The organism is Streptomyces sp. NPDC001292, assembly GCF_042896465.1.
Taxonomy (GTDB): domain Bacteria; phylum Actinomycetota; class Actinomycetes; order Streptomycetales; family Streptomycetaceae; genus Streptomyces.
In genome coordinates this window covers 86,954-111,139 of sequence record NZ_JBIAXG010000008.1, presented here as the reverse complement: position 1 = coordinate 111,139, position 24,186 = coordinate 86,954, and the positions used below count along the sequence as shown (strand labels likewise).

18 protein-coding genes and 2 pseudogenes are annotated in these 24,186 nt (G+C 71.6%); 9 read left to right on the top strand and 11 right to left on the bottom strand.

Annotated features, from left to right (window positions below; all coding sequences use genetic code 11):
* Window positions 1–3: 3 nt before the first annotated feature.
* On the bottom strand, window positions 4–2,259 hold the full coding sequence (locus ACFY4A_RS11970) for an N-acetylmuramoyl-L-alanine amidase (protein WP_390829285.1): 2,256 nt from the start codon (window positions 2,257–2,259) through the stop codon (window positions 4–6).
* 509 nt (window positions 2,260–2,768) lie between these two features.
* Between ACFY4A_RS11970 and rho the strand changes: the two genes are divergently transcribed.
* Both rho and ACFY4A_RS11960 read left to right on the top strand, forming a co-directional pair.
* Window positions 2,769–3,917, top strand: coding sequence for a transcription termination factor Rho (rho, locus tag ACFY4A_RS11965; RefSeq protein WP_390829284.1), 1,149 nt, complete (start codon window positions 2,769–2,771; stop codon window positions 3,915–3,917).
* A 141-nt stretch (window positions 3,918–4,058) separates the two neighbouring features.
* A complete protein-coding gene (locus ACFY4A_RS11960) occupies window positions 4,059–5,261 on the top strand; it encodes a D-alanyl-D-alanine carboxypeptidase family protein (RefSeq protein ID WP_390829283.1) in 1,203 nt (400 codons plus the stop codon).
* Window positions 5,262–5,310: 49 nt separating this feature from the next.
* Here ACFY4A_RS11960 and ACFY4A_RS11955 read toward each other — a convergent pair whose 3' ends face one another.
* From ACFY4A_RS11955 to crcB (ACFY4A_RS11935), 5 genes are all read right to left on the bottom strand, one after another.
* The gene (locus tag ACFY4A_RS11955; protein ID WP_390829282.1) at window positions 5,311–6,243 is read right to left on the bottom strand and encodes a glutaminase; all 933 of its coding nucleotides are present in this window, start codon (window positions 6,241–6,243) and stop codon (window positions 5,311–5,313) included.
* An 88-nt stretch (window positions 6,244–6,331) separates the two neighbouring features.
* Window positions 6,332–7,168 (bottom strand): undecaprenyl-diphosphate phosphatase, encoded by an 837-nt coding sequence (locus ACFY4A_RS11950; RefSeq protein WP_390829281.1) that lies wholly within the window; start codon window positions 7,166–7,168, stop codon window positions 6,332–6,334.
* Between the two features lie 99 nt (window positions 7,169–7,267).
* On the bottom strand, window positions 7,268–7,636 hold the full coding sequence (gene crcB / locus ACFY4A_RS11945) for a fluoride efflux transporter CrcB (protein WP_390829280.1): 369 nt from the start codon (window positions 7,634–7,636) through the stop codon (window positions 7,268–7,270).
* Window positions 7,633–8,013 (bottom strand): DUF190 domain-containing protein, encoded by a 381-nt coding sequence (locus ACFY4A_RS11940; protein ID WP_390829278.1) that lies wholly within the window; start codon window positions 8,011–8,013, stop codon window positions 7,633–7,635. Before ACFY4A_RS11940 ends, crcB (ACFY4A_RS11945) begins: the two co-directional genes overlap by 4 nt.
* A complete protein-coding gene (gene crcB / locus ACFY4A_RS11935; protein ID WP_390829277.1) occupies window positions 8,010–8,471 on the bottom strand; it encodes a fluoride efflux transporter CrcB in 462 nt (153 codons plus the stop codon). Before crcB (ACFY4A_RS11935) ends, ACFY4A_RS11940 begins: the two co-directional genes overlap by 4 nt.
* Window positions 8,472–8,821: 350 nt before the next feature.
* Between crcB (ACFY4A_RS11935) and ACFY4A_RS11930 the strand changes: the two genes are divergently transcribed.
* Window positions 8,822–9,166, top strand: a complete 345-nt coding sequence (locus tag ACFY4A_RS11930; RefSeq protein ID WP_390829276.1) for a VOC family protein — start codon at window positions 8,822–8,824, stop codon at window positions 9,164–9,166.
* 69 nt (window positions 9,167–9,235) lie between these two features.
* Here the strand turns inward: ACFY4A_RS11930 and ACFY4A_RS11925 are convergent, their stop codons facing one another.
* The 3 genes from ACFY4A_RS11925 to ACFY4A_RS11915 form a co-directional block, all read right to left on the bottom strand.
* Window positions 9,236–9,643 carry an SseB family protein gene (locus ACFY4A_RS11925; protein ID WP_390829275.1) on the bottom strand — a complete coding sequence of 136 codons (408 nt, stop codon included), beginning with the start codon at window positions 9,641–9,643 and terminating at the stop codon, window positions 9,236–9,238.
* Window positions 9,644–9,814: 171 nt separating this feature from the next.
* Window positions 9,815–10,915, bottom strand: coding sequence for a PP2C family protein-serine/threonine phosphatase (locus ACFY4A_RS11920; protein ID WP_390829274.1), 1,101 nt, complete (start codon window positions 10,913–10,915; stop codon window positions 9,815–9,817).
* 292 nt (window positions 10,916–11,207) lie between these two features.
* The gene (locus ACFY4A_RS11915) at window positions 11,208–12,218 is read right to left on the bottom strand and encodes a LacI family DNA-binding transcriptional regulator (RefSeq protein ID WP_390829273.1); all 1,011 of its coding nucleotides are present in this window, start codon (window positions 12,216–12,218) and stop codon (window positions 11,208–11,210) included.
* Between the two features lie 156 nt (window positions 12,219–12,374).
* On the opposite strand from ACFY4A_RS11915, the gene ACFY4A_RS11910 reads away from it, so the two are divergent.
* A complete protein-coding gene (locus ACFY4A_RS11910; protein ID WP_390829272.1) occupies window positions 12,375–13,529 on the top strand; it encodes a Gfo/Idh/MocA family protein in 1,155 nt (384 codons plus the stop codon).
* 11 nt (window positions 13,530–13,540) lie between these two features.
* On the opposite strand, the pseudogene ACFY4A_RS11905 reads toward ACFY4A_RS11910, so the two are convergent.
* Window positions 13,541–14,055, bottom strand: a pseudogene (locus ACFY4A_RS11905) (GNAT family N-acetyltransferase).
* Between the two features lie 131 nt (window positions 14,056–14,186).
* On the opposite strand from ACFY4A_RS11905, the gene ACFY4A_RS11900 reads away from it, so the two are divergent.
* From ACFY4A_RS11900 to ACFY4A_RS11890, 3 genes and pseudogenes are all read left to right on the top strand, one after another.
* A complete protein-coding gene (locus ACFY4A_RS11900; RefSeq protein WP_390829271.1) occupies window positions 14,187–14,993 on the top strand; it encodes a thioesterase family protein in 807 nt (268 codons plus the stop codon).
* A gap of 131 nt (window positions 14,994–15,124) precedes the next feature.
* Window positions 15,125–16,150 (top strand): alcohol dehydrogenase, encoded by a 1,026-nt coding sequence (locus ACFY4A_RS11895; protein ID WP_390829270.1) that lies wholly within the window; start codon window positions 15,125–15,127, stop codon window positions 16,148–16,150.
* Window positions 16,151–16,319: 169 nt separating this feature from the next.
* Window positions 16,320–16,791 (top strand): annotated as a pseudogene (locus tag ACFY4A_RS11890) (lamin tail domain-containing protein).
* Window positions 16,792–16,979: 188 nt separating this feature from the next.
* On the opposite strand, the gene ACFY4A_RS11885 reads toward ACFY4A_RS11890, so the two are convergent.
* Window positions 16,980–17,924 (bottom strand): MIP/aquaporin family protein, encoded by a 945-nt coding sequence (locus ACFY4A_RS11885; protein WP_390829269.1) that lies wholly within the window; start codon window positions 17,922–17,924, stop codon window positions 16,980–16,982.
* Window positions 17,925–18,358: 434 nt separating this feature from the next.
* Here ACFY4A_RS11885 and ACFY4A_RS11880 point away from each other — a divergent pair, with 434 nt between their 5' ends.
* Both ACFY4A_RS11880 and ACFY4A_RS11875 read left to right on the top strand, forming a co-directional pair.
* A complete protein-coding gene (locus ACFY4A_RS11880) occupies window positions 18,359–20,890 on the top strand; it encodes a Pls/PosA family non-ribosomal peptide synthetase (RefSeq protein WP_390829268.1) in 2,532 nt (843 codons plus the stop codon).
* A gap of 14 nt (window positions 20,891–20,904) precedes the next feature.
* A complete protein-coding gene (locus tag ACFY4A_RS11875; RefSeq protein ID WP_390829267.1) occupies window positions 20,905–24,174 on the top strand; it encodes an amino acid adenylation domain-containing protein in 3,270 nt (1,089 codons plus the stop codon).
* Window positions 24,175–24,186: the final 12 nt, after the last annotated feature.

The window sequence follows — 24,186 nt, the reverse complement described above, 5'->3', positions numbered from 1 at the left end:
GGGCTACTTGATGTAGACGAGGCCGTCCGTGGTGATCGTGGGACGGCCGGAGGTGCCGACGACGACGATCTTGACGGTGTGCTTGGCGCTGCTGGACCAGGTCTTGGTCCAGATGGCCTGCCGGTACTGCGTGGTGGAGGACTTCAGGTCGACCGTGGCGACCTTGGTGCCGTCGACGTAGACGTAGGCCTGGCCGGAGGTCGAGGCGCGGGAGACCACCCAGGCGGCGGAGCGGCCGGTGAAGGTCCAGGTGAGACTGGCGCCCTTGGAGCCGCTGGAGTACGACTTGCCGCCGAGGTAGCTGCTCGAGGAGCGGGTGGTCCAGCTGCCGGACTTGACGGCGGAGCTCTCCTGGAGGATCACGGGCGTGTACGACGGGGACGACGTGCGGTAGTTGCCCGCGTAGTCGTTGGCGCGCATCGACCAGGTGGAGGCGGTGCCGGACGTGGCGGTGCGGCTGGAGCTGGTGGTGGTCGGGCCGAAGGTGGCCGTGGTCGGGGACAGCAGCTGCACGGAGCGCAGGGCCGTGTCGTCCGTGGCCTTCCAGCTGAGAGTGACCGGGACGGCGGCGGTGTTGACGGTGCCGCCGCGCAGGGCGAGCTTCGGCGTGGTGGTGAACGTCGGGGCGGTCGTCTCCGCCGTGACGTTCAGCGCGGCACTGGTCGTGGTCTTCCCGGACTGGTGCACGGCCCGCACGGCGACGGTGTGGTTGCCCGCTGCCAGCGTGGCGGAGGCGGAGGTGGCGGTGCCGGACGTGGTGGCGACCGTCTTGCCGTCCACCAGCAGCTGGAAGTTCTTGATGAGCGAGCTTGGCGTGGTCGCCGTCCACTTCACGGTGAGGGCGCCCTTGGTGTAGTACGTCGAGCCCGACAGGGTCGCGCCGGTGACCGAGCTGACCTTCAGGCCCTGCACCGGGCCGGCCGCCCAGGAGCGGATGGTGGGCAGCTGGGCGTAGAGGGAGTTGCCGGGGCAGACGGTGTTGAAGCCGTCGCGGTGGGCGGAGATGCGGTTGAAGGTGTACTTGCTGCCCGCGACGAAGCTGTTGGCGAAGTAGTTCTTCTGGGTGGCACCCGCGGTGAGCTGGACGGTGCCGGCGGGGTCGGCGCCGTACTGACCGAGCTTCCAGGCCGCCACGCGGGCGATCGAGGTCAGCGCGGCGTTGGAGGCACTGGTGGAGGTGTAGGTGCCGAGTACGGCGATGCCCGCGGACTCGCGGTTCCAGCCGTAGGTGTGGGCGCCGAGGACCGGCTGGTCGACACCGCCCTTGCGGCCCTCGAAGACGGTGCCGCACTTGTCGACGAGGAAGTTGTAGCCGATGTCCTTCCAGCCGCTGGCCTGCACGTGGTAGGCGTAGATGCCGCGCACGATCGCGGGTGAGTCGGTGCAGGAGTAGTCGTTGGCCCCGTCGGTGTGGTGCACGAACACGGCCTTCACGTCCGCGTTGTACTCCGGCGCCTCCGGGCTGATCGACTCGTCCGCGCCCCAGCCGGCGCGCGAGACGATCGGCGGTTGCGGCACGGTGGACGGCGGCGCGGACGGCGCGGTGGCCGACGCGCTGGCGGACGCGCTCGTCGAGGGGGAGGCGGACCCGGACGTGGGGGTGGCCTCGGGAGTGGTGTCGGTAGGAGCCGGGGACGTGGTGGTCGCGCCGTCCGTCGGCGTGGCGGTGGTGCCGTCGCTGGGCGTGGTGGAGTCGGTGGGCGCGTCGCTCGTGGCGCCGGAAGTCTCCGCGGCGACGAAGGCGGCCGGCTCGCTGCCAGTGGTCGCCTTGGCCTCGGCGTCGGTCACCACGCCCGGATCCACCAGGTTGACCTTGAGCCCCTTGGGCAGCGGGCCGGTGGTGCCGTCCTTGCGGACGACCTGCACCTGGACGCCGTCGGAGGGCCCGACCCACAGCGGCTGGGAAGCGCCGCGCACACGGGGGCCGGGCTTCTCCAGCGGGTCGGCGTCCTCGAGGTCGTGCCAGGCGCTCCACTCGCCGGTCGCCTTGCTCCGGGTGCGCACCTGCGCCGTGCCGTGCAACCGCTGGGTGGCACCCGTCCAGGTGACGCCGAGCAGCGAGAACTCCTGGGTGTCCGTGCGCGGCAGCTCACGCCGGGCGTCCGTGTCGCCCTTCAGCGCGAGGTCGTAGATCTTCAGCGGACGCTTGGCCCGGCCCGTGGCGCCGTCGTCGCCCGAAGGGCTGGCGACGGCATACGTCACGATGCCCCCGCCCCCGAGGACGACGGCACCGAGCGTCAGCCACGCCCGTCTCTTCATGCTCAGCGGTCGGTACGCGTGCGACGTACGGCGGCTCACGGTGAATCCACCCCCACAGGGCCCAAAACGGCCCAGAGAAGAAAGTCGGGAGGCACACCCGTCACTGGGGTGGCCAGTTCTTTCAGCGCTTCGCGGTCGGCGAACGTCACGGAAAGACGGGCGACAGTGGCGCAGATCACTACCGCCGACGCGTGGCGGTGTGCTCTCCTTCCGGCAGAACCGCCACCGGACGCGAGCTGGGTGGTACCCTCGGGTAAGCACCTGTGTACGCCCCGTTGTGGGCGCCGGTGCGGTTCTTCATCAGCTCGCCGGGTCGCCGCACCTGTTGCGGCCGGCGCGATCTGCTTCTCCTCACCCTCTCCGTGAGCGGCGATCTCTGCCCTTCTCGGGCAGCGCGCGGCGGCCGAGGCGGTGTCTTCCGCCGGAGGCCGTGCTCCACGCCTCCCCGTCGCGGTTTCCCCTTCCCCTCGCACGCCCCGTGCCGTCCGTCCGTGAAAGGACTTTCACCCATGACCACCACACTCGAACGCCCCGCCGCACCGCGGCAGCCGTCCGCTGCCCCCCGGTCCGTCACCGGTGTCCTGGACATCGACGCGACCGGCAAGGGGCATCTGCGCGGCGAGGACTGCCTGCCCACCCCCGCCGACCCCCGAATCTCCCCGGCGTTGATCCGCCGCCACGGCCTGCGCAAGGGCGATGCCGTCGCCGGCGTACTCGGTCAGCAGCACACCGTCACCGAGATCACGACCGTGGGCGGCCGCTCGCCGGACGAGGCCCGGGCCCGGCGCCGCTTCCACGACCTCACTCCGCTGCACCCGCGCGAGCGGCTGCGCCTCGAACACCCCGCCGCCGGGCTCACCGGCCGTGTCGCCGACCTGATCGCGCCCGTCGGCAGGGGCCAGCGCGGGCTCGTCGTGGCGCCGCCGAAGACCGGGAAGACCGTGCTGATCCAGCAGATCGCCGCCGCCGTCGCCGGCAACCACCCCGAGTGCCGGCTGATGGTGGTGCTGCTCGACGAACGCCCCGAGGAGGTCACCGACATGCGGCGCCGCGTGCGCGGCGAGGTGTACGCCTCCACCTTCGACCGGTCCCCGAGGCAGCACATCGCGCTCGCCGAACTCGTCGTCGAGCGGGCCAAACGGCTCGTCGAGGCCGGCGAGGACGTGGTCGTCCTCCTCGACTCCCTCACCCGGCTGTGCCGGGCCCACAACAACGCGGCCGCGGCGGGCGGCCGCACCCTCAGCGGCGGTGTCGACGCGGGCGCGCTCCAGGGGCCCAAGCGGTTCTTCGGAGCGGCGCGGTCGGCCGAGGAGGGCGGCTCGCTCACCATCCTCGCCACCGCGCTGGTGGAGACCGGATCCCGCGCCGACGACTTCTTCTTCGAGGAGCTGAAAAGCACCGGCAACATGGAGCTGCGGCTCAGCCGCGAACTCGCCGCCCGCCGCGTCTTCCCGGCCGTCGACATCGACTCCTCGGGCACCCGCCGTGAGGAACTCCTCTGCAGCCCGGACGAGTTGGCGGCGGTTCGCGGTCTGCGACGCGCCCTGCGCAGCCGCGAGGGCATGGCCGGCCTGGAAACACTCCTGGAACGGCTGCGCGACACACCCGACAACGCCACGTTCCTGCGGCGCGTCCAGCCGACCCTGCCCACCGGCTAGCCGGCCGAGCGCTCGACGCACCCTCACCTTCGCGCCCGCTGTGCGCCCGTCAGGTCATGCGCTAGGACATCCGGGTGCTCGCGGATCCCGTTCGGCTCCGGCAGCGTCCCGCCTGCGCCGATTTATCCCTAGGTTTGCGATATGAAGATCAGATTTTCTATGCGCACCATCGCATCGGCCTGCGCACTCTGCGCCGCGACCGCCCTGACGCTGACCTCTCCGGTCGCGGCGGTCGGCCCAACCGTCGGGGGACCGGGAACGATAGTGCAGCCGAAGGCGACGGTGCCGCAGCCAGGCGTGCTGGACCGCGAGGGCACACAGGTCCGGCTCCGCAGCGGGGCGCCCGCGGTTCCGGACGTCTCCGCGCTGTCCTGGGTGGTGGCCGACGCCGAATCCGGCGAGGTGCTGGCCGCGCACGACGCGCACCGCAGGCTGCCGCCCGCGAGCACGCTCAAGACGCTCTTCGCCCTGACCGTGCTGCCGGCCTTCCCCGGAGGCATCCGGCACACCGTCAGCGCCGAGGAACTGCAGGGCGTCGGCGAGGGCAGCAGCCTGGTGGGGGTTGTCGAGGGCCACACGTACCAGGTGGCCGATCTGTGGCGCGGGGTGTTCCTCAACTCCGGCAACGACGCCGTGCACGTGCTCGCCGCGCTCAACGGCGGCTGGGAGCACACGGCCCGGCAGATGGAGGCCAAGGCCCGCTCCCTGGGTGCCCTGGACACCACGGTCGTCTCCCCCGACGGCTACGACGCCGACGGGCAGGACTCCTCGGCGTACGACCTGGCCGTGTTCGGGCGGGCCGGGCTGCACGACCCGGACTTCGCGCGGTACTGCTCCACCGCCTACGCCGCCTTCCCCGGCAACGACGGCACGTACCGGATCGCGAACACCAACCGCCTGCTGACCGGCGCGGACGGCGTGCAGCCGTATCCGGGTCTGATCGGCATCAAGAACGGCTACACCACCAAGGCGGGCAACACGCTCGTCGCCGCGGCCCACCGGGACGGGCGCACCCTCGTGGTGACGGTGATGAACCCTCAGGAGAGCGCCGGCCACGCTGTCTACGAGGAGGCGCGCGCGCTGCTGGACTGGGGATTCGACGCCGCCGGGCACGTCGATCCGGTCGGCTCGCTCGACGCCCTGCGGCCCGTCTCGCACGAGACGGCGACCGGGGCGAAGCCCGGGACGAAGCCCGGAGCTGCGGTCGTGGCATCCGCGAGGGCGTCCCGGCCGGCCGAGTCGGACTGGCCGGACACGGGAACCATCGCGGGCGCCGTCGGGCTGGGCGCGGGGGTCCTCCTGCTCGGCCTGTGGTTCAAGTACAAGCGTGCCTCGCGCATCTGACCGGCCGCCGACCCGGGCATGGTCCGGACGACGTCGCCGGGGGCGCCTTTCAGAACACCGACAGGCCGGTGAGGGTCGTGAAGCGGTCCAGGGCCGCCACGCCGGCCACCGAGTTGCCCCGCTCGTCCAGGCCGGGGCTCCACACGCACAGCGCGCACCGGCCCGGTACCACGGCGATGATGCCGCCGCCCACGCCGCTCTTGCCGGGCAGGCCGACACGGTAGGCGAAGTCGCCGGCCGCGTCGTACGTCCCGCAGGTCAGCATGACCGCGTTGACCTGCTTGGCCTGGCTGCTGGCGAGCAGCCGGGTGCCGTCCGCCCGTATGCCGTGCCGGGCGAGGAACGTGGCGGCCAGCGCCAGGTCGGCGCAGGAGGCCGCGATCGAGCACTGGCGGAAGTACTGGTCCAGCAGGACCGGCACCGGATTGTCGACATTGCCGTAGGACGCCATGAAGTGGGCGAGGGCGGCGTTGCGGTCACCGTGCGCGGTCTCGGACGCGGCGACCTCCTCGTCGAAGTCCAGCTCCGCGTTGCCGCTCTCGGCGCGCAGGAAGCGCAGCAGCTCGCCCGCCGCGTCGCCGGTACGGGTCTGGAGCCGGTCGGTGACCACCAGGGCGCCGGCGTTGATGAACGGGTTGCGCGGGATGCCGTTCTCGTACTCCAGCTGCACCAGGGAGTTGAAGGGGTTGCCGGAGGGCTCGCGGCCCACGTGCTCCCACAGTTCGTCGCCCTCGCGCGCCAGATCGAGGGCGAGGGTGAACACCTTGGTGATGGACTGCGCGGAGAACGGCTCCCGCCAGTCCCCCACCCCGTACACCGTGCTGTCCAGCTCCGCGACGGCCATGCCGAAGGCGCGGGCGTCGCGGGCCGCGAGCGCCGGGATGTAGTCGGCCGCACGCCCGCGGCCGGGCGTGTGCTCGATCTCCTCGGCGATGCGCTCCAGGACCGGCAGGTAGGTCGGGGACGATGTCATGATCGCCATTCTGCCTCCGGGCCGGTCCCGGTGCGCTGCGGAGGTGGATCGGGGGGCGGGTGCGGCAGGGCGGCGGGCCTCGGCCGCCAGCCGGTGCTCAGCTGCTGAGAACACCCGTGCCGAGCAGGCCGAACAGCAGCAGGCCGACCAGGATCCGATAGACGACGAACGCGTTGAAGGAGTGCTTGGCGACGAACTTCAGCAGCCAGGCGATGGAGGCGTAGGCCACCACGAAGGACACGACGGTGCCGACGGCCAGCGGGACGGCGCCCACACTCGCGCCGAGAGCGTCCTTGAGCTCGTAGATGCCGGCGCCGGTCAGGGCCGGGAGGCCGAGGAAGAAGGACAGGCGGGTGGCGGCGACGCGGTCCAGGTCCAGGATGAGCGCGGTCGACATGGTGGCGCCGGAGCGGGAGAAGCCGGGGAAGAGCAGGGCGAGGATCTGCGAGCTGCCGACCAGCATCGCGTCCTTGAAGGAGGTGTCGTCCTCACCGCGCTTGTGCCGGCCCATCTGGTCCGCGCACCACATCACACCACTGCCCACGATCAGCGAACCGGCGACCACCCACAGGGAGCCGAGCGGCCCTTCGATGAAGGGTTTGGCTGCCAGGCCCACCACCACGATCGGGATCGTCGCGAAGATGACCCACCAGGCGAACTTGTAGTCGTGGTGGTAGCGCTCCTCCCGGTTGGCCAGCCCGCGGAACCAGGCGGACATGATCCGCACGATGTCCTTGAAGAAGTACACCAGCACGGCGGCGATGGCGCCGACCTGGATGACGGCGGAGAACGCGACGACCGACTTGTCGTCGACGGGGATGCCCATGAGCCCCTCGGCGATCTTCAGGTGGCCGGTGGAGGACACGGGGAGGAACTCGGTCACCCCCTCGACGACTCCGAGGACGACGGCCTGACCGACGGAGATGGCGCTCATGGGATCCAGTTCTGGGGATGGCGATCGACAGTGGTGGTCACACACTTACGGTGCCGAGGTGACGGCCCGGTGACGGGCAGCGGAATCCTGCGGCAACCGTCAGAGGCTTCCGGCGATCCAAGCCCCGGCGAAAGCCGCGCCGAGGCCTGCGGCGACGCTGGCGACGACGTTGGCGAGGGCGTAGGAGCCGGCACCGGTCTCGGTGAGCCGCAGCGTCTCGTAGGAGAAGGTCGAGTACGTGGTCAGGGCCCCGCACAGACCGGTGCCCAGGAGCAGTTGCAGGTGCGGTCCGGCGACGCCCGCCGCTGCCGCGCCGGTCAGCAGGCCGAGTATCAGACACCCGGTGACGTTCACCACGAAGGTGCCCCAGGGGAACACCGAGTCGTGCCGGGACTGCACCGTACGGTCGGTGAGGTAGCGCAGGGGCGCCCCGACCGCGGCCCCGACGACCACCAGCAGCCAGTTCACGACGGCTTCCCGCCCTTCGCGCCCGCGCCTCCGAAGCCGGCCGCGCGGCCGACGTACCGGATGACGTCGCAGTCGTCGAGTATCACCAGACCCTCGGCGACCAGTTCGTCCAGTTGCGGAAGGAACGCCCGCACCCGCTCCTCGGTGTCCACGATCACCACCGCCACCGGCAGGTCCTCGCTCATCGACAGCAGCCGTGAGGTGTGGATCAGGGAGCTCGCGCCGAACCCCTCGATACCGCGGAAGACGCTGGCGCCCGCGAGGCCCGCCGCATGGGCCCGGTGGACGATCTCCGAGTACAGGGGCCGGTGGTGCCAGGTGTCGTTCTCTCCGATGAAGACGGTCACGCGCAGCGCGCTGCCGGTGAGCCTGGTCATCGCTGCCTCCACTTCAGAACACGGCGGGCCGCCGTCATGGCCAGCCACACCGCCGCGAGCGCCGCGCACGGGGTCGCGGCGAGGTACGCCAGCCCGGTGCGGGCGTGGCCGGAGTCCACCAGCCGCTGGATGTCGACGGCGTAGGTGGAGAAGGTGGTGAAACCACCGAGCACGCCGGTGCCGAAGAACGGGCGGACCAGGCGGTGGGCGCCCCACACGTCGGTGATCACCACCATGAAGACACCGATCACCGCGCAGCCGAAGACGTTGATCCAGAAGATCGCCCAGGGAAAGCCCCCGGCCGGCGCCGGCAGCCATTGCGAGACCGCGTACCGGGCCGTGGCCCCGAACGCTCCCCCGAGCGCCACCACCGCGACCACCGGCGTCTGCGCCCGCCAGGCACGCCGCCGCACGGGACTGGTCCGCGTCCGAAGGCTCTCGGTTTCCGGGGCTGTCATGCTCCTACGTCTCCTGCTCGCCGGCGCCCGGACATCCCGGAGCGCTCCTACGACGCGAGTAGGGACCGTTGGCGGCACCAGTGCCACGGTTTCGGTACGGCGGGCCCCACCGCCGCGCCGCGAACCCATCGCGGCCGGGCTACAGGCTAACCCCCACCGGATCCGCACCGCACGCACCGACCGGGGTGTGTACGGCAAGGCGGGTGACGCCTCCCGGCAACCGGTCAGGATCGGAGAAGCCGCACGACGCCCGGCCGCCCTAGCGTGGAACCACCGACGCACACGTCGGCCCTTTCCCCTGCCGGGTACAGGGCCGCATACATGCAGAGCCGCATACGAAGGAGTACGCCATGACCGCCGGACTGAAGACGATCATCTACCCCGTCAAGGACCTCGAACAGGCGAAGGCCCTGTTCAGCGCGCTGCTGGAGGTCGAGCCGTACGCCGACGCGCCCTACTACGTCGGGTTCAAGGACGCCGGGCAGGACGTCGGGCTCGACCCGAACGGGCACGCCAAGGGCATGACCGGGCCGGTGCCGTACTGGCACGTGGACGACATCAGGGCCCGGCTGGCGGCGCTGGTGTCCGCGGGCGCCGAGGTGCTTCAGGACGTGCAGGACGTCGGCGGCGGCAGGCTGATCGCCTCGGCGAAGGACGCCGACGGCAACCTCATCGGCCTTCTCCAGGACGCCTGAGCCGGCCGCCGCGGTGGTACCGCGCACCGCGGACGGCCAGACCGGTCGGACTGGTCCTCGCGGCGCCGCTCAGCCCTGCGGCCGGGCGAGCAGGTTGCGCACTCCCTCCGAGGTGAGCGTCAGCCCGTGCGGCGAACTGGCGTCTATGGTCAGCGACAGGTCGTCGGCCGGCCACTGGGACGCGAGCGCGCCGAGCGGAACGAGGCGGTAACGGGAGACGAAGGGCAGGAGGTCGGACATCTCCAGTTCGGAGGTGAAGACGGGCACCACCGGCACCCCTCCCGGCTGTTCGAGGACGGGCAGGGCCACCGCCGTGGGGTTGGTGGCGTCCTCCTCGCTCGCGTCGTCGGGCACGGGGACCAGCACGTCGCTGCTCGCGAGCGTCTCCAGTGCCACCGTGTCCTCGGCGTTCTCGGCAAGCACGTCCAGCGCTTGCTGGGCGGGCGTCGGGGTGTTGTCGTTCGCTGGTGTCTGCATGACGGTTTTCCCTGGTCGCGGCAGTCGAGCGGCCCGCCCGGGAGCTGACCGGCCGGGCATGGGTTCTGCTCGCGTACCCGATCGCACACGGCGCAATCACCAGGCGCCGGGAGATTCCACGAGCCGTCCGGCCGACGGCCTTGACCGGTGGTCGCCGAGGCGGCGCCGGTGTCACGACGGGCCGCGGCGGATCGCGACGGCCGCGGCGTCGTCGCCCAAGCGGCCGTTGGTGTGGGCGACGAGGTCGTCGTGGAGCCGGCGCAGCACGAGTTCCGGCGGTTCGGCGACCCAGGCGCCGGCCCGGTCGGCGAGGGGGTAGAAGTCGCCCCGCGCGTTGCGCGCCTCCAGGACGCCGTCGGTGTGCAGGAGCAGTGTGTCGCCGGGCAGGAAGGGGAACGAGGCGACCACGTAGTCCACCGCGTCGGACAGTTCACCCAGGCCCAGTGGTGGTGCGACGAGCTGCGCGGTCAGGGGGACGGCGGTTTCCGCGCCGATGAGCAGCGGGGACGGGTGGCCGCAGTTGAGGAGGTGCAGCACGGGCTCGCTGTCGGGGATGTCCACGAGCAGGGCGGTGGCGAAGGACTCGTCGATGTCGAGCATCTGCGCGGTCTGCCACTGCCGGAACTCCCAGCGCATGGCGCCGTCCAGGTGCACGGCCAGACGCGGCAGCGAGGGCCGGCCGTGCGCGGCCGCGCGGAAGGCGCCGAGCAGCAGTGCGGCATGGCTGATCGCCGGCAGTCCCTTGCCCCGCACGTCGGCGATGAGCAGCCGGGTGCTGTGTCCGGTGCGGGCCGCGGCGTAGAGGTCTCCTCCCATGGTGGCCTCGTCCTGGGCGGCGAGGTACAGGCAGGCGATCCGCAGCGGGCCGCTGCGCTCGGGCAGGGGTGGGAAGAGCACGTCCTGGACGGCCTGTGCCACGACCCGGCTCTGCGTCAGCTGGTGCTCGCGCCGGTCCCGGAACAGGCAGTACACCACGATCAGACCCGAGACTATGATCAGCGACGCGACCTGCGCCTGGAGGTGCTGTGTGCCCAGCGTTCCTTGGACGCCCCCGATGAAGAGCTCGGTCCCGGCGGCCAGCGCACCGATCAGGGCGGTGAGCCAGGGCCCGGAGAACGCGGCGGTGAACGCGGGAGCCGCGACCAGCAGCGGGCCGAGGTGCACGTCCGGCGGGCTCAGGCCGTCCACGACGCCCACCACAGCGATCAGTACCAGGGGGATGACGATCAGTACCCGTCCCGATGGTGAGCGCCGTAGGTCCAGTAGCGACACACGTCATGTTCTCACCCCCGGGGCCCGCCCGGCGAGGCCACTGTTTCCCGCAGGCCGGGGGCGGGGGCTCGGGGCGGTGGACGGTGCCGGGGCGCGGGCCCTCCGCGACGCGCGAGGCGCGGAGGACCCCGGGGGCTCACTTCCGAACCCCGGTGTCCGGGTAACCAGCGGCCCCGGGCCGATGCGCCGGGGCCGTCCCGCCCGTGGAACCCGGCGGGCCGGCCCCCCACTCCGGCTCCCGGATCCACCCGGCCGGCGTCGGCCCAGGACCCCCGGGGCGCCGGGCGGGTGCTCATAAGCCGGTTCCGGCGGGTGGTGCGGTCGTGCCGCGCACCTCCAGGACCGGGCTGGTCAGATCCACCGTCCGGGGCAGGTCCGGGTTGTCGATGCGGTCGAGCAGCCGCTGGGCGGCGCGCCGTCCCACGTCGTGACTGGCGTTGTCCACGGTGGTCAGCCACAGGTGGCGCAGGCGCGACAGATAGGTGTTGTCGTAGCCGGCCAGGGAGAGGTCCCGGGGGACCCGAAGGCCGCTCTCCTCAGCGGCGGACAGCGCGCCGACGCAGGCCATGTCGTTGACCGCGAACACGGCGGTGGGCCGTGGGGCGCGGCTGAGCAGCCGTACGGTGGCCCGGTAGCCGCCCTCCTCGGTGAGGTCGCCCTGTTCGACGACCGCCGTGCCGGCCAGCCCGTGTGCGCGCATGGTGTCCTCGAAGCCGCGGCGGCGCAGGTCACCGACCGCGCCCCGGCCGGCGATGTGGGCGATGTGCCGGTGGCCGAGGGAGATGAGGTGCTCGGTGGCCAGCCGGGCACCCTGCTCGTCGTCGCCCGCGACGACGTCCACCTCCGGCAGTTCGGGTTCGCGGGTGCCGGCGGCGACGGTGGGCACGCGGCCGGCCGCGACGCGCAGCGCCCGCGGGTCCCGCAGGGTGCCGACGGCGACCAGGCCGTCGACGCGCAGTTCGGTGAAGGTGCGGGTGAGGTCCTCCCCCAGGCGCCGGTTCAGGTGGCCGTCGGCGAGCAGCATGTGCAGGCCGGAGTCGTACAGGCGGGAGTTCAGCCCGTCGAGGAGTTCCACGAACCAGGGGTTGCGCATGTCGTTCAGCAGCACGCCGACGGTGCGGGTGCGGCGCTCGCTGAGGCTGCGGGCGGCGGCGTTGGGCCGGTAGCCGAGTTCCTCGACCGCGGCGAGGACCGCCTGCCGCTTCTCGGGGCGCACACTGCCGGAGCCGCGCAGCACCAGTGAGACCAGGGACTTGGACACACCAGCGCGTGCGGCGACGTCGCGGATGGTGGGCGGTCGCACGGTGTGGACCGTTCCATGAGAGCGAGGGCCTTGTAAAGAGGCCGGAAGCTGTCCGGAGAGTCGGGGCTGGGTGCGTCACACGGTGGCTTGACACCTGACGGGAGACGGCCTCATCGTGAGCCACCAGGTTTTGGATCGGTCCATAAAGGGGCTGTCATGGTGCCTACGCTCGGCGTCGCCGTCGTCGGATTCGGCTGGATGGGACGGGTGCACACACAGGCGTACGCCCGGGTGCCGCACCACTTCCCCCGGCTCGCGGTACGTCCGCACCTGGTCGCCGTCGCCGACGAGGTGCCCGGCCGGGCCGAGGAGGCGGCCGAGCGGTACGGCTTCGACTCCGCCGTCCGCGACTGGCGGGAGGTCGCCGCCGACCCCCGGGTGGAGGCGGTCAGCATCACCGCCCCGAACTTCCTGCACCGCGAGATCGGTCTCGCCATGGCCGAGGCGGGCAAGCACATCTGGATCGAGAAGCCGGTGGGCCTGAGCGCCGACGACGCCCGCGCGGTCGCCGTCGCCGCCGCCGGGGCCGGTGTGCGGGGCACGGTCGGCTTCAACTACCGCAACGCCCCCGCCGTCGCCGCCGCACGCGAGATGATCACGGCCGGCGAGATCGGCAGGGTCACCCATGTCCGCATCCGGCTGTTCAGCGACTACGCGGCCCATCCGGAGGGTGCCCTGACCTGGCGCTACGAGCGTGGACGCGGCGGCAGCGGGGTGCTGGGCGACCTGGCCTCGCACGGGGTCGACCTGGCCCGCCATCTGCTCGGCGAGATCGAGTCGCTGGCCGCCGACACCGCCGTGTTCGTGCCCGAACGGGCCCGGCCCGCCGGTGCCACCGCCGGTCACACCCGGGCGGCGGGCGGCGAGCTGGGTCCGGTCGAGAACGACGATTACGTCAGCTGTCTGCTGCGTTTCGCCTCCGGCGCGCGCGGCGTGCTGGAGGCGTGCCGGGTCTCGGTCGGCGAGCAGAACAACTACGGCTTCGAGATCCACGGCACCAGGGGCGCGCTCTGGTGGGACTTCCGGCGCATGGGCGAGCTCGGTGTCAGCCGCGGCACCGCGTACCAGGACCAGCCCGTCAGCACGGTCTACGTGGGCCCCGGCCACGGCGAGTACGAGGCCTTCCAGCCGGGTGCGGCCAACGCCATGGGCTACGACGACCTCAAGGTCATCGAGGCGTACCACTTCCTGCGCTCGGTCACGGAGGGCGGCACCCACGGCGCCACCCTCGACGACGCCGTGGCCGCCGCGGTGGCCCTGGACGCGATGACCCGCTCCGCCGAGGACCACACGTGGATGCCCCTCGGCTGACCCGCACCGCCTCATCCTGGCGCCAGGCCCGTACGCGGGCTGATCGCCCAGTGGTTGGCACGCAGCACCCGGCCTGCGAACGCCACCTCGCGCTGGCCGACGAACCGGAAGCCGAGCGAGCGGCAGATGCCGTTCGAGGCCGCGTTGGTCGTGGCCGGGAATGCGTGCACCACTCCCCGGCGGTTCTCGTCCCGCGCCCGTTCCAGCAGCGCGCGGGCCGCCCGCCGTCGAGGCCGCGGCCCTGGTGGCGCGGCAGCACCATCCAGCCGGTCTCCGACATCGGGCCGTCGTCGCCGTCGTGGGTCCAGCTGGTCACCGTCCCGGCCACCTCCTCGGGGTTCTCCGGGTCGGGGACGATCATCTTGATCCAGGCGGCGTCGGCCGCCGCCTGCCGGGCGTCGCGGCGCACCTTGTCCGGCATGCCGCCGGCTGGCAGGGGACCGCCGAGCTCGGCCATCATGACCGGGTCGCAGCGCATCCGGATGTACGCGTCCACGTCGTCGGCGGTGACGTCGCGCAAGAGCACGGGGCCTCCTGGCGGGAGGTGGGTGTACGTGCCAAGCATCGGCTGGGTCATGATGGGGCTGCCCGGCCGAGCCGGCGCGAGAAACCCGTGCCGGCTCGGCTTCCTGTGAACAGCCCGAGGAGAAGCACGCGTTGAATACCGGCGCCCCGGTTCCCGGCAGCTACTACGAACGCATCGACGAGCACCGTTTCAAGCCCACCGCACACGCCAGTGGCGCCTGGGACGCGCGCGAGCAGCACTTCAGCCCGCTGGGCGGACTGGTCGTCCACGCGGTCGAGGACCATCTGGCCGCGCGTGGGGGCAGCGCCCTGATACCGGCCCGGATCAGCTACGACATCCTGGGCCGCCCGGCCCTGGACGAGTGCGAGATCGAGGTGGAGACCCTCCGTCCCGGCCGCACCGTCGAACTCCTGGAAGCCGTCGTGCGCATCGCCGGCCGTCCGGTGGTCCGGGCCCGCGTCTGGCTGCTGTCGGCCCAGGACACCGCGGCCGTCGCCGGGGGCGCCGGCGACCGGCTCACCCCGCCCGACGGGCTCAAGCCCTGGGCAATGAGCGAGCTCTGGCCGGGCGGTTACATCGCGTCCCTGGACGTCCGTCCGCTGGTCCCGCCGAGCCCCGGCCGCACCACCGCCTGGGTCTCCACCCCGCTCACCCTGGTCGCCGGCGAGCCCAGCAGCCCGCTCGCCTCCTACCTCTCCCTCGTCGACACGGCGAACGGCATCGCCGCACGCCAGCCGCCCACCGCGTGGATGTTCCCCAACGTCGACCTGACCGTGCATCTGCACCGCCGCCCGGAGGGCCGCTGGACTGGTCTGGACACCACCGTGGCCTTCGGCCCGACCGGCGTGGGCCTGACCAGCACGGTCCTGCACGACCTGTACGGCCCGGTCGGGCACGCCCAGCAGATCCTGACCGTGCGTCCCATGCCGGGCGGCTGACCGCGGCCGGGCGCGGTCGCGGGCCCGCCGCCCGTCCCGTACGGCCCCCGTCCCGTACGGCGCGCGCGATCGGGGCATAGCTGATGTCCTGGTTGCGGGGGTCCGTCGTACCCGCTTTCCGGGAGATACAGATGAGCACCTGCAAAGTCGCGCAGGCGACCGCCGCCGGCGGTCCGTTCGAGATCGTCGAGCGTGAGGCGGCGGATGCGGGCCCCGGCCAGGTCGCGATCGCCGTTGAGGCCTGCGGAGTCTGCCACAGCGACAGCTTCTTCGTGGACGCCGCGCTGCCCGGGATCAGTTTCCCGGTGGTTCCCGGGCACGAGATCGCCGGGCGGATCGAGCAGCTCGGCGAGGGGGCGCAGGACCAGGACTGGCAGGTGGGCGACCGGGTGGCGGTGGGCTGGTTCGGCGGCAGCTGCCACCATTGCACCCCGTGCCGGCAGGGCGACTTCATCGTGTGCCCGAATCTGAAGGTCCCAGGCTGGACCTACGACGGCGGCTTCGCCGAGCGGGTGATCGTGCCGGTCGACGCGCCGGCCCGGATCCCCGACGCGCTGGCGGCGAGCGACGCCGGGCCGATGGCGTGCGCGGGTGTGACCACGTTCAACGGACTGCGGCGCAGCTCCGCGCAGCCGGGTGATCTGGTGGCCGTGCTCGGCATCGGAGGCCTGGGGCACCTGGGGGTGCAGTACGCGGTGGCCATGGGCTTCGAGACGGTGGCGATCGCACGCGGGGCCGACAAGGCCGACTTCGCCAAGCGGCTCGGCGCGCACCACTACGTCGACAGCACGACGGACACCCCCGTCGCCGACGCGCTGCAATCGCTGGGCGGTGCCAAGGTCGTACTGGCCACGGCCGGCAGCTCCGAGGCGATCGCGGCGACCGTCGACGGCCTGTCGCACCGGGGTGAGCTGGTGGTCGTCGGGGCGGCGCCCGAGCCGCTGGGGATCAGCCCGCTCCAGCTGATCACGGCTGCCCGGATCGTCCGTGGCCACCCGTCGGGCACCGCGCAGGACGTGCGGGACACCATGGCGTTCAGCGCCCTGCACGGGATCCGTCCGATGACCGAGGTCGTGCCTTTGGACCAGGCCGGCGAGGCCTACCGGAAGATGCTCGCCGGTGCCGCTCGGTTCCGCATGGTGCTCACGACCGGATGACCAACCGGCGCAGGACCACGGCCGGTTGGCCCGGCCCCTGCACCAAGTGGGGCTTCAGGCCTTCCGGGCCAGAAGGCAGGCGTGCTGCCGCGTCAGCCGCCCGGCGGGCTCCTGCACCAACCGGGCCGTGACGACCAGCCCGGCCCGCTCCAGGAGTTCGGCCACGCGTATACGCACCGCTCTGGCCGTGGCCGTCACGGCCGGGACCGTCGCCGTCGTCGTCGCCGCTCCGGCGCAGGCCGCCGAATACTCGTCCGCGCTGAAGATCAAGGGCGTCCAGTACGACGCGCCCGGACGGGACTCCAACAACTGCCGTACCGGCAACACCAAGAACGAGTACCTGACGATCAAGAACTACTCGCGCACCGCGACCGTCAGCCTCAAGGGCTACGCGGTCAAGGACGCCTCCGGCAACCGGTTCACGTTCCGCTGGCGACTACGTGAAGCTGCGCGGGGGCAAGGGCACGGGCTCCGACGCCAAGAACGTCGTCTACCGCCAGAACTGCAACTTCGTCTGGAACAACGACAAGGACACCATTTACCTGCTCAAGCCCTCCGGTGCCCGCGCCGACGTCCACTCCTACACCAACAAGGCCCGCGACGACCGCGACGGCGACGGCTACATCCGCTACCACGGCTGAGCCCGCGCCGATCCGGCAGGCCAGCCGCCGCGAAGCTCACGGCGGCCTGCCCTCGTACCGGCCCCGCACGCCGATCACGTGCTCGTGCCGTTCCAACGCCTCCCGGGGGCACTGCTCCTGATGGCGCGTCAGCAACCGGCCCTTCGCCGGACGGCGGCCTGCGCGCACCCGTCCGGCGACGGCGACGGCTATGTGTCGCTCTCCTCACTCGGGCGGGTGCGTCCCGGCTCCGGGAGCTCGCCCTGCTGGGCACGGATGTGCAGTACGTCGCCGATGAACAGGTCGTACACCAGGACACCGACGACCCCGCCGACGAGCGGTCCGACGATCGGGATCCACCAGTAGTGGCTGAACGACCCGGCCAGACTGCCGGGTAGAGCCAGGTCTCCCCACCCGGCGAAGAAGGTGAACAGGCGCGGCCCGAAGTCACGGGCAGGGTTGATGGCGTACCCGGCGTTCGCTCCGTAGGAGAAGCCGATGGCGGCCACCACGAAGCCGATGACCAGCGGTCCGAGGTTGGCCTTCACGCCGGTGTTGCGCAGGTCGATGACCGCCACGATCAGCATGACCAGGAACGCGGTACCGACGATCTGGTCCACGAGCGGCCCCCAGTAACCGCCGTGGAAGTAGGCCGCAGGGAAGGTGCCGAAGATCGAGAACGAGGCAACCGTGTGCCCGTGCGTCTTCGGTCCCTTCATCGCGTTGTCGAAGGTGTTGATCGCGTCGTGATAGACGGCGTACACCAGCGCCGCGCCGACGAAGGCACCCGCCACCTGCGAGATCCAGTACGGAACCACCTTCGCCCAGGGGAACTTGCGGCGCACCGCGAACGCCAGCGTCACCGCCGGGTTGATGTGCGCCCCGCTGACGCCTCCGGCGACGTACACGCCGAAGGCAACCCCAAGGGCCCAGCCCCAGCCGATCAGCAGCCAGTCACCGGCGCTGATGAAGAACGTCGTGGGCCCCGCGGTGCGTCCCGAGCCGGGCAGCGCCGCGACCGCCATGGCCACCGAGCCGCATCCGAAGGCGATGAGGACCAGCGTCCCCAGGAACTCTGCCATGCATTCGCCCCAGATCCCACCACGGCGCCTGAGCCGTGACGGTCTCAGCAGGGGCGGGATTTCCACGGCCATATCGGCCCCCTCAACGAACAGTCCGGCGAACGGCCTGCACAGCCCTGCACAAGGCGGCCTCGCGTTACCGCCCAGTCCCGGGCGGCGGCCTCACTGCCCAGTCTGCGCGCCGGTCCGGACCGAGGCCACTCGGCCCGGTGCGGGACACCGGCTGCGACGTCCCCGGCACCCGGCACACACCCTGCACGGGTGCCGGATCCCCCTGGAGGGTGAACCCCCATACGGGTGACATTACTCATCCCGTCAGTGCGAAGAACCGAGGAATGGCGGCTCACCGAACGCTCCGGCCGCCTCCGCGCCACCGAATCCGAGTGGCACCCCCGCGGTGACCGAACAAGACTGATCCATGGTTTCGTGATCAGGCGAAAACGCACGGTCCCGGAGACCGGGCACCGCTGGCCGATGGTTTTCGACCTTTCTTTCAGGGAGCTCGCATGGTGGAGAAGTCTGCCGACATCGTGATGCCCGGGCCGGACGAACCGGTGATCGCCGGGCATGCAGGCACCATCCCGGCGACGGCAGAGACCGAGAGGGAACTCGCAGGAATGCTGGCGGACGTCGTACACGCCGAACACGTTCCACCCGACAGCAATTTCTTCGACGACCTGGGCGCCAACTCCCTGGTCATGGCACAATTCTGCGCACGGGTCCGGAAAAGACCCGATCTGCCGTCGGTGTCCATGAAGGACATCTACCGCAACCCCACGGTCCGCAGCCTGGCGGCGGCCCTCGCGGACACCACTCCACCCCCCGTGGAGGACTCACCGGTACCTGCGGCCCCGGCGGCACCCGCGAGCGGGACGTCGGCACCGGCCGGGACGGCACCGAGCACGACGCGCTACGTGCTGTGCGGAACAGCCCAATTGCTCATTTTCCTCGGATATTCAGTCGTCGTCGGAATGGCCACCGTCCGGGCCTACGAGTGGATCGCCTCGGCATCGGGCTTCGTCGACATCTATCTCCGGTCACTCGTGTTCGGGACCGGCGGATTTCTCCTCGTGTGCGTCTTCCCGATCGCGGCCAAGTGGATCCTCGTCGGCCGCTGGAAGCCGGCCGAGTTCCCGGTGTGGAGTGCGGCCTATCTCCGCTTCTGGATCGTCAAGGCGCTTCTGCACGCGAACCCGATGATTCTCTTCATCGGAAATCCCGTGTACGTGATGTACCTGCGGGCCCTGGGCGCGCGGATCGGCAAGGACGTCACGATCCTCTCCCACTCCGTGCCGGTCTGCACCGACCTGCTCACCATCGGCGCGGGCACGGTGATCCGCAAGGACTCCTTCTTCCTGTGCTACCGCGCGCACGCCGGGCACATCCAGACCGGCCGGATCGACATCGGCCGGGACGTCTTCATCGGCGAGAAGTCGGTGCTCGACATCGACACCTCGATGGGCGACCGCTCACAGCTCGGCCACGCCTCCGCCCTGTACCGGGGCCAGCACGTACCGGCCGGTGAACGCCGGCACGGCTCCCCGGCACAGCCCACGTCGGTCGACCACATCAGGGTCGAGCCGACCCGGTGCAGCACGCTGCGGCGGGCCGCCTTCGGGGTGACCTCCCTGCTCCAGCTGTTCCTGCTGTACCTGCCGTTCGGCGTCGGCGGCGTCTACATGCTGTTCTCGGAGGTGCCGGCGCTGCGCGGCCGGCTGGACGCGGGGACGACCCTGTCCACGGTGCCGGAGCTCCTCACCGACACCCTGGCCGTGTCCGCCGTGCTGTTCTTCGGCGCGGTCGTCGTGGGCCTGGCCCTGCTGTTCATGGTGCCCCGGCTGCTGAGCCTGGCCGTCAAGCCCGACCGGGTCTACCCGCTCTACAGCTTCCAGTACGCGGTGCACCGGACGGTGGCCGGCCTGACGAACATCAAGTTCTTCCTCTGGCTCTTCGGCGACAGCTCGTACATCGTCCCCTACCTGCGCCGGCTCGGGTACGACCTGTCCCGGGTGGAGCAGACCGGCTCGAACTTCGGCACCGAGGTGCAGCACGAGACGCCGTTCCTGGTGTCCGTCGGCAGCGGGACGATGGTGGCCGACGGGCTCTCCATCCTCAACGCCGACTACTCCAGCACCTCCTTCAAGGTGAGCCGGGCGTCGATCGGCGCGCACAACTTCGTCGGCAACAACATCGCCTATCCGGCGGGAGCCAGGACGGGCGACAACTGCCTGCTCGCGACGAAGGTGATGGTCCCCCTCGACGGCGAACTGCGCGAGGGCGTCGGGCTGCTCGGCTCGCCGTGCTTCGAGATCCCCCGCTCGGTGGAGCGCGACACCCGCTTCGACCACCTCAGGACGGGCGATGCCCTGCGCCGTAACATCACCGCGAAGAATCGTTACAACCTCCGCTCCATGGCGCTCTTCCTGCTGCTGCGCTGGGTGCTCGCCGCCATGCTCACGGGACTCGGTCTGGCCTGTGTCGACCTGTACGGCACGCTGGGCCACGCGGTGATCGCCGGCTATCTGGCCCTCACACTCGCCGTCACCGCCGGCTACTTCATCCTGGTGGAGCGGGCCGTCGCCGCCTTCCGCGCCCTGCGCCCCCGCCTGTGCTCCATCTACGACCCGTACTTCTGGTGGCACGAGCGGCTGTGGAAGGTGCCGGACGAATGGCTCGAGGTTTTCAACGGGACCCCGTTCAAGAGCCTGGTCTGGCGCCTGATGGGCGTGCGCATCGGCCGCAGGGTCTTCGACGACGGCTGCTACATCACGGAGCGGACGCTCACCGCCATCGGGGACGACTGCACGCTGAACGCGGGCAGCAAGATCCAGTGCCACTCGCAGGAGGACGGCACCTTCAAGTCGGACCACATCACGCTCGGCTCCGACTGCACGCTCGGGGTCGGCGCGCACGTGCACTACGGCGTGACGTTGGGCGACGGGGCCGTACTGGCGCCCGATTCCTTCCTCATGAAAGGCGAGGAAGTCCCAGCGAACGCGGAATGGGGCGGAAACCCCGCCGCGCCGACGGCTAAGTGAGGAAAGGCCATTCAATGGGAGCGCTCGAGGCAGCGGACAGGGAGTTCTGGAGCGAGGTGCTGACCGCCGGCGGCTTCACCGCCGTACCGCGGTGGGCACACGAGCCGGTGGCTGGTGAGGCCGAGCACGAGGAGACCGTGCCGGCCGGGACGGCGCGGGCGGTGCGCGCCCTGGCGGCGGAGCTGAAGGTGCCGTCCAGCGCGGTCCTGCTGGCCGCGCACGCCAAGGTGCTGGCCGCGCTGTCCGGTGAGCCGGAGGTGATGACGGGCTGCGTCACGAACCGCGACTCCGGCCCGCTGCCCTGCCGGCTGTCCGTCGCGCCGCAGTCCTGGCGCCGGCTGGTGCTCGACGCCCACCGTGTCGCGGCGGACCTGCTCACGCACCAGGACTTCCCCGTGGACGAGCTGCGCCGGGAGCTGGGGCTCGCGGGACCGTCGTTCGAGGCCGTCCTCGACCTGGCGGACACCGGGGGCGGCGCCCTGCCCGCCGAGGCGGTGCTGCGGGTGGCCTTCGGCGAGCCGGACGGGCTGCTGACGGCACGGTTGCGGTACCGCACGGACGCACTGGACGCCGAGGCCGCGGCCCGGGTCTGCGGCTACCACCTGACCGCGCTGCGGCTGATGACCGCCGACGTGGATGCCGAGCACACCCGGCAGAGCCTGCTGTCGCCCGAGGAGACGCGCGACCAGCTGGAGGGACTGGCCGGACCCCGCCGGGAACTGCCGTCCGCGCGGGCGCACGAGCTCTTCGAGGAGCGCGTACAGGCCCACCCCGACGCGGTGGCCGCGGTGCACGGCGAGCGCTCGTGGACGTACGGAGAGCTGAACGCTCGGGCCAACCGGCTGGCCCGGGCGCTGCTGGCGCGCGGTCTGAGCCGGGAGGACGTGGTGGCCGTGGTCACCGAGCGCAATCTCGACTGGCTGGCGGCGGTGCTGGCGGTGTTCAAGGCCGGCGGTGCCTACCTGCCGATCGAGCCGCACTTCCCGGCCGGGCGCATCGAGGCGACGCTCGCACGGGCCGGCTGCCGGCTGGTGCTGACCGAACCGGGCAGCACCGGCACTCTGGACGCCGCGCTGGCCGCGCTGCCGCCGGGAACCGAGAAGCTGCTGATCGAAACGGCGTACGCGGAGACGCACGCGGACGACGACCTCGGGGTGGAGGTCTCCCCCGGCCAGCTGGCGTACATCTACTTCACCTCCGGCTCCACCGGTGAGCCCAAGGGGGCGATGTGCGAGCACGCGGGCATGCTCAACCACCTGTACGCCAAGATCGACGATCTGGGGATCGGTCCCGGGCGGGTGGTGGCGCAGACAGCTCCGCAGTGCTTCGACATCTCGCTGTGGCAGTTGCTGGCCGCGCTGCTGGTGGGCGGGCGGACCCTGCTGGTCGAGCAGGACGCCGTCGTGGACGTGGAACGGTTCGTCGACACGCTCGTGCGCGGCCGGGTCGCCGTGGCGCAGGTCGTTCCCTCCTATCTGGAGGTGGTGGTCTCGTACCTGGAGCGGCACCCCCGCGAACTGCCCGACCTGGCCTGTGTGTCGGTGACCGGCGAGGCGCTGAAGCGGGAGCTCGTCCAGCGCTGGTTCGCCCTCCAGCCGTGCATCAAGCTGGTCAACGCCTACGGGCTGACGGAGACTTCGGACGACACCAACCACGAGGTCATGGACGCGGTTCCGGAACGGGTGCTGCTGGGACGCCCGGTCGGCAACGTGCGCGTCTACGTGGTCGACGAGCACCTTTCCCCGGTACCGCTCGGTGCCCCCGGGCTGATCGCCTTCTCCGGCGTGTGCGTGGGACGCGGATACGTCAACGATCCCGAGCGGACCCGTGAGGCCTACCGTGAGGATCCGCACCGGCCGGGCGAGCGGCTGTATCTGGCGGGCGACTGGGGCCGCTGGCACCCCGGCGGGAAGCTGGAGTTCCTCGGCCGCCGGGACGGCCAGGTCAAGATCCGCGGGTTCCGCATCGAGATCGGGGAGATCGAGAACACCCTGCTGGGCGTTCCCGGGGTCCGGGACGGCGCGGTGGTCGTCGCCGAACTCGCGGGCCGCAGCACGCATCTGATCGCCTTCTACACCGGCCGGCGACTTGAGCCGGAGGAGTTGCGCGAGGCGCTCGGTGCCGCGCTTCCCGCATACATGGTCCCGTCGGCCTTCCACTGGCAGGACGGGCTGCCGCTGACCGCCAACGGCAAGATCGACCGCAAGGCGCTGACCGCGCTGGCCGAACGGAGCGCGCCGGCTGCGGAGCAAGCCGGTTCCGGGGAGTCCGACGACACCCCGCGCACCCCGACCGAGCAGCGGCTGGCGGCCTCGTGGGCGGAACTGCTGGGGCTGTCCCGGCAGACGATCGGCCGGCGGGACCACTTCTTCGACCTCGGCGGCACCTCCCTGTCGGCGGTGAAGCTCACCATCGCCCTGAACCGCGAGGTGTCCCTCAAGGACATCACCCGGCACCCGGTGCTCGCCGAGCTCGCCGCGTGCCTCGACGGCACGGCCCGGCAGCGGCCGGAGCTGCTCCAGCCACTGTCGGCGGGCGCGGCTTCCCCCGAGTGCGCGCTGGTGTGCTTCCCCCACGCGGGCGGCAACGCGGTCAACTTCCAGCCGCTGGCGAGCGCCCTGGCCGGCAGCGGCGTCGCCGTCCACGCCGTGGACCTGCCCGGCCACGACCTGGCCGCCGGCGAGGAGCCGTTCGCTCCGCTGGAACAGGTGGTGGAGCGGGTCGCCGCCGAGATCGCCGGGCGCGGTCCGAAGCGGGTCATGCTGTGGGGCCACTCCTCCGGCGCCGCGCCCGCCCTGCTGACCGCCCGGAGACTCTCCGCGCTCGGTGTGGAGGTGACGCGGGTGTTCCTCGGCGCCCAACTGCTCGGCACGGCCGCCGAACGACGCGCCGCCGCCGCCGAGTTGACACAGCTCGGCGACGCCCAGATCGCCGCCCGGCTCGGTGCGGACGGCGGCTACCTGGAGCTGGGCGAGCTGAACACGGAGCACGCCGAGCGCGTCGGGGCCGCCTACCGGCACGACTGCGTGTCGGCGCACCGCTGCTTCGCCGACGCCCTGGACAGCCCTCCGGCGGTGAGACTGGCCGCCCCCGTCACCGTGGTCGTCGCCGCCGACGACCCGAGCACCGCGGGCTTCCGTGACCACTGGCGGGACTGGGAGCTCCTGGCCGAACAGGTGGACCTGCGTGAACTCGCCGACGGCGGCCACTACTTCCCACGCACCCGCCCGGCCGCGGCGGCGGCGGCCGTACTGGACGCCGCCGAACTGCTGACCTCCTCCTGAACACCGCTGAGG

Coding starts and splice junctions, on each gene's coding strand:
- ACFY4A_RS11955 (WP_390829282.1), bottom strand. CDS start 6,243: ATGGCGATCATGACATCGTCCCCGACCTACCTGCCGGTCCTGGAGCGC.
- ACFY4A_RS11970 (WP_390829285.1), bottom strand. CDS start 2,259: ATGAAGAGACGGGCGTGGCTGACGCTCGGTGCCGTCGTCCTCGGGGGC.
- ACFY4A_RS11925 (WP_390829275.1), bottom strand. CDS start 9,643: ATGCAGACACCAGCGAACGACAACACCCCGACGCCCGCCCAGCAAGCG.
- ACFY4A_RS11940 (WP_390829278.1), bottom strand. CDS start 8,013: ATGACCAGGCTCACCGGCAGCGCGCTGCGCGTGACCGTCTTCATCGGA.
- ACFY4A_RS11875 (WP_390829267.1), top strand. CDS start 20,905: ATGGGAGCGCTCGAGGCAGCGGACAGGGAGTTCTGGAGCGAGGTGCTG.
- crcB (WP_390829277.1), bottom strand. CDS start 8,471: ATGACAGCCCCGGAAACCGAGAGCCTTCGGACGCGGACCAGTCCCGTG.
- ACFY4A_RS11910 (WP_390829272.1), top strand. CDS start 12,375: ATGGTGCCTACGCTCGGCGTCGCCGTCGTCGGATTCGGCTGGATGGGA.
- ACFY4A_RS11880 (WP_390829268.1), top strand. CDS start 18,359: ATGGTGGAGAAGTCTGCCGACATCGTGATGCCCGGGCCGGACGAACCG.
- ACFY4A_RS11960 (WP_390829283.1), top strand. CDS start 4,059: ATGAAGATCAGATTTTCTATGCGCACCATCGCATCGGCCTGCGCACTC.
- ACFY4A_RS11930 (WP_390829276.1), top strand. CDS start 8,822: ATGACCGCCGGACTGAAGACGATCATCTACCCCGTCAAGGACCTCGAA.
- ACFY4A_RS11885 (WP_390829269.1), bottom strand. CDS start 17,924: ATGGCCGTGGAAATCCCGCCCCTGCTGAGACCGTCACGGCTCAGGCGC.
- rho (WP_390829284.1), top strand. CDS start 2,769: ATGACCACCACACTCGAACGCCCCGCCGCACCGCGGCAGCCGTCCGCT.
- ACFY4A_RS11895 (WP_390829270.1), top strand. CDS start 15,125: ATGAGCACCTGCAAAGTCGCGCAGGCGACCGCCGCCGGCGGTCCGTTC.
- ACFY4A_RS11950 (WP_390829281.1), bottom strand. CDS start 7,168: ATGAGCGCCATCTCCGTCGGTCAGGCCGTCGTCCTCGGAGTCGTCGAG.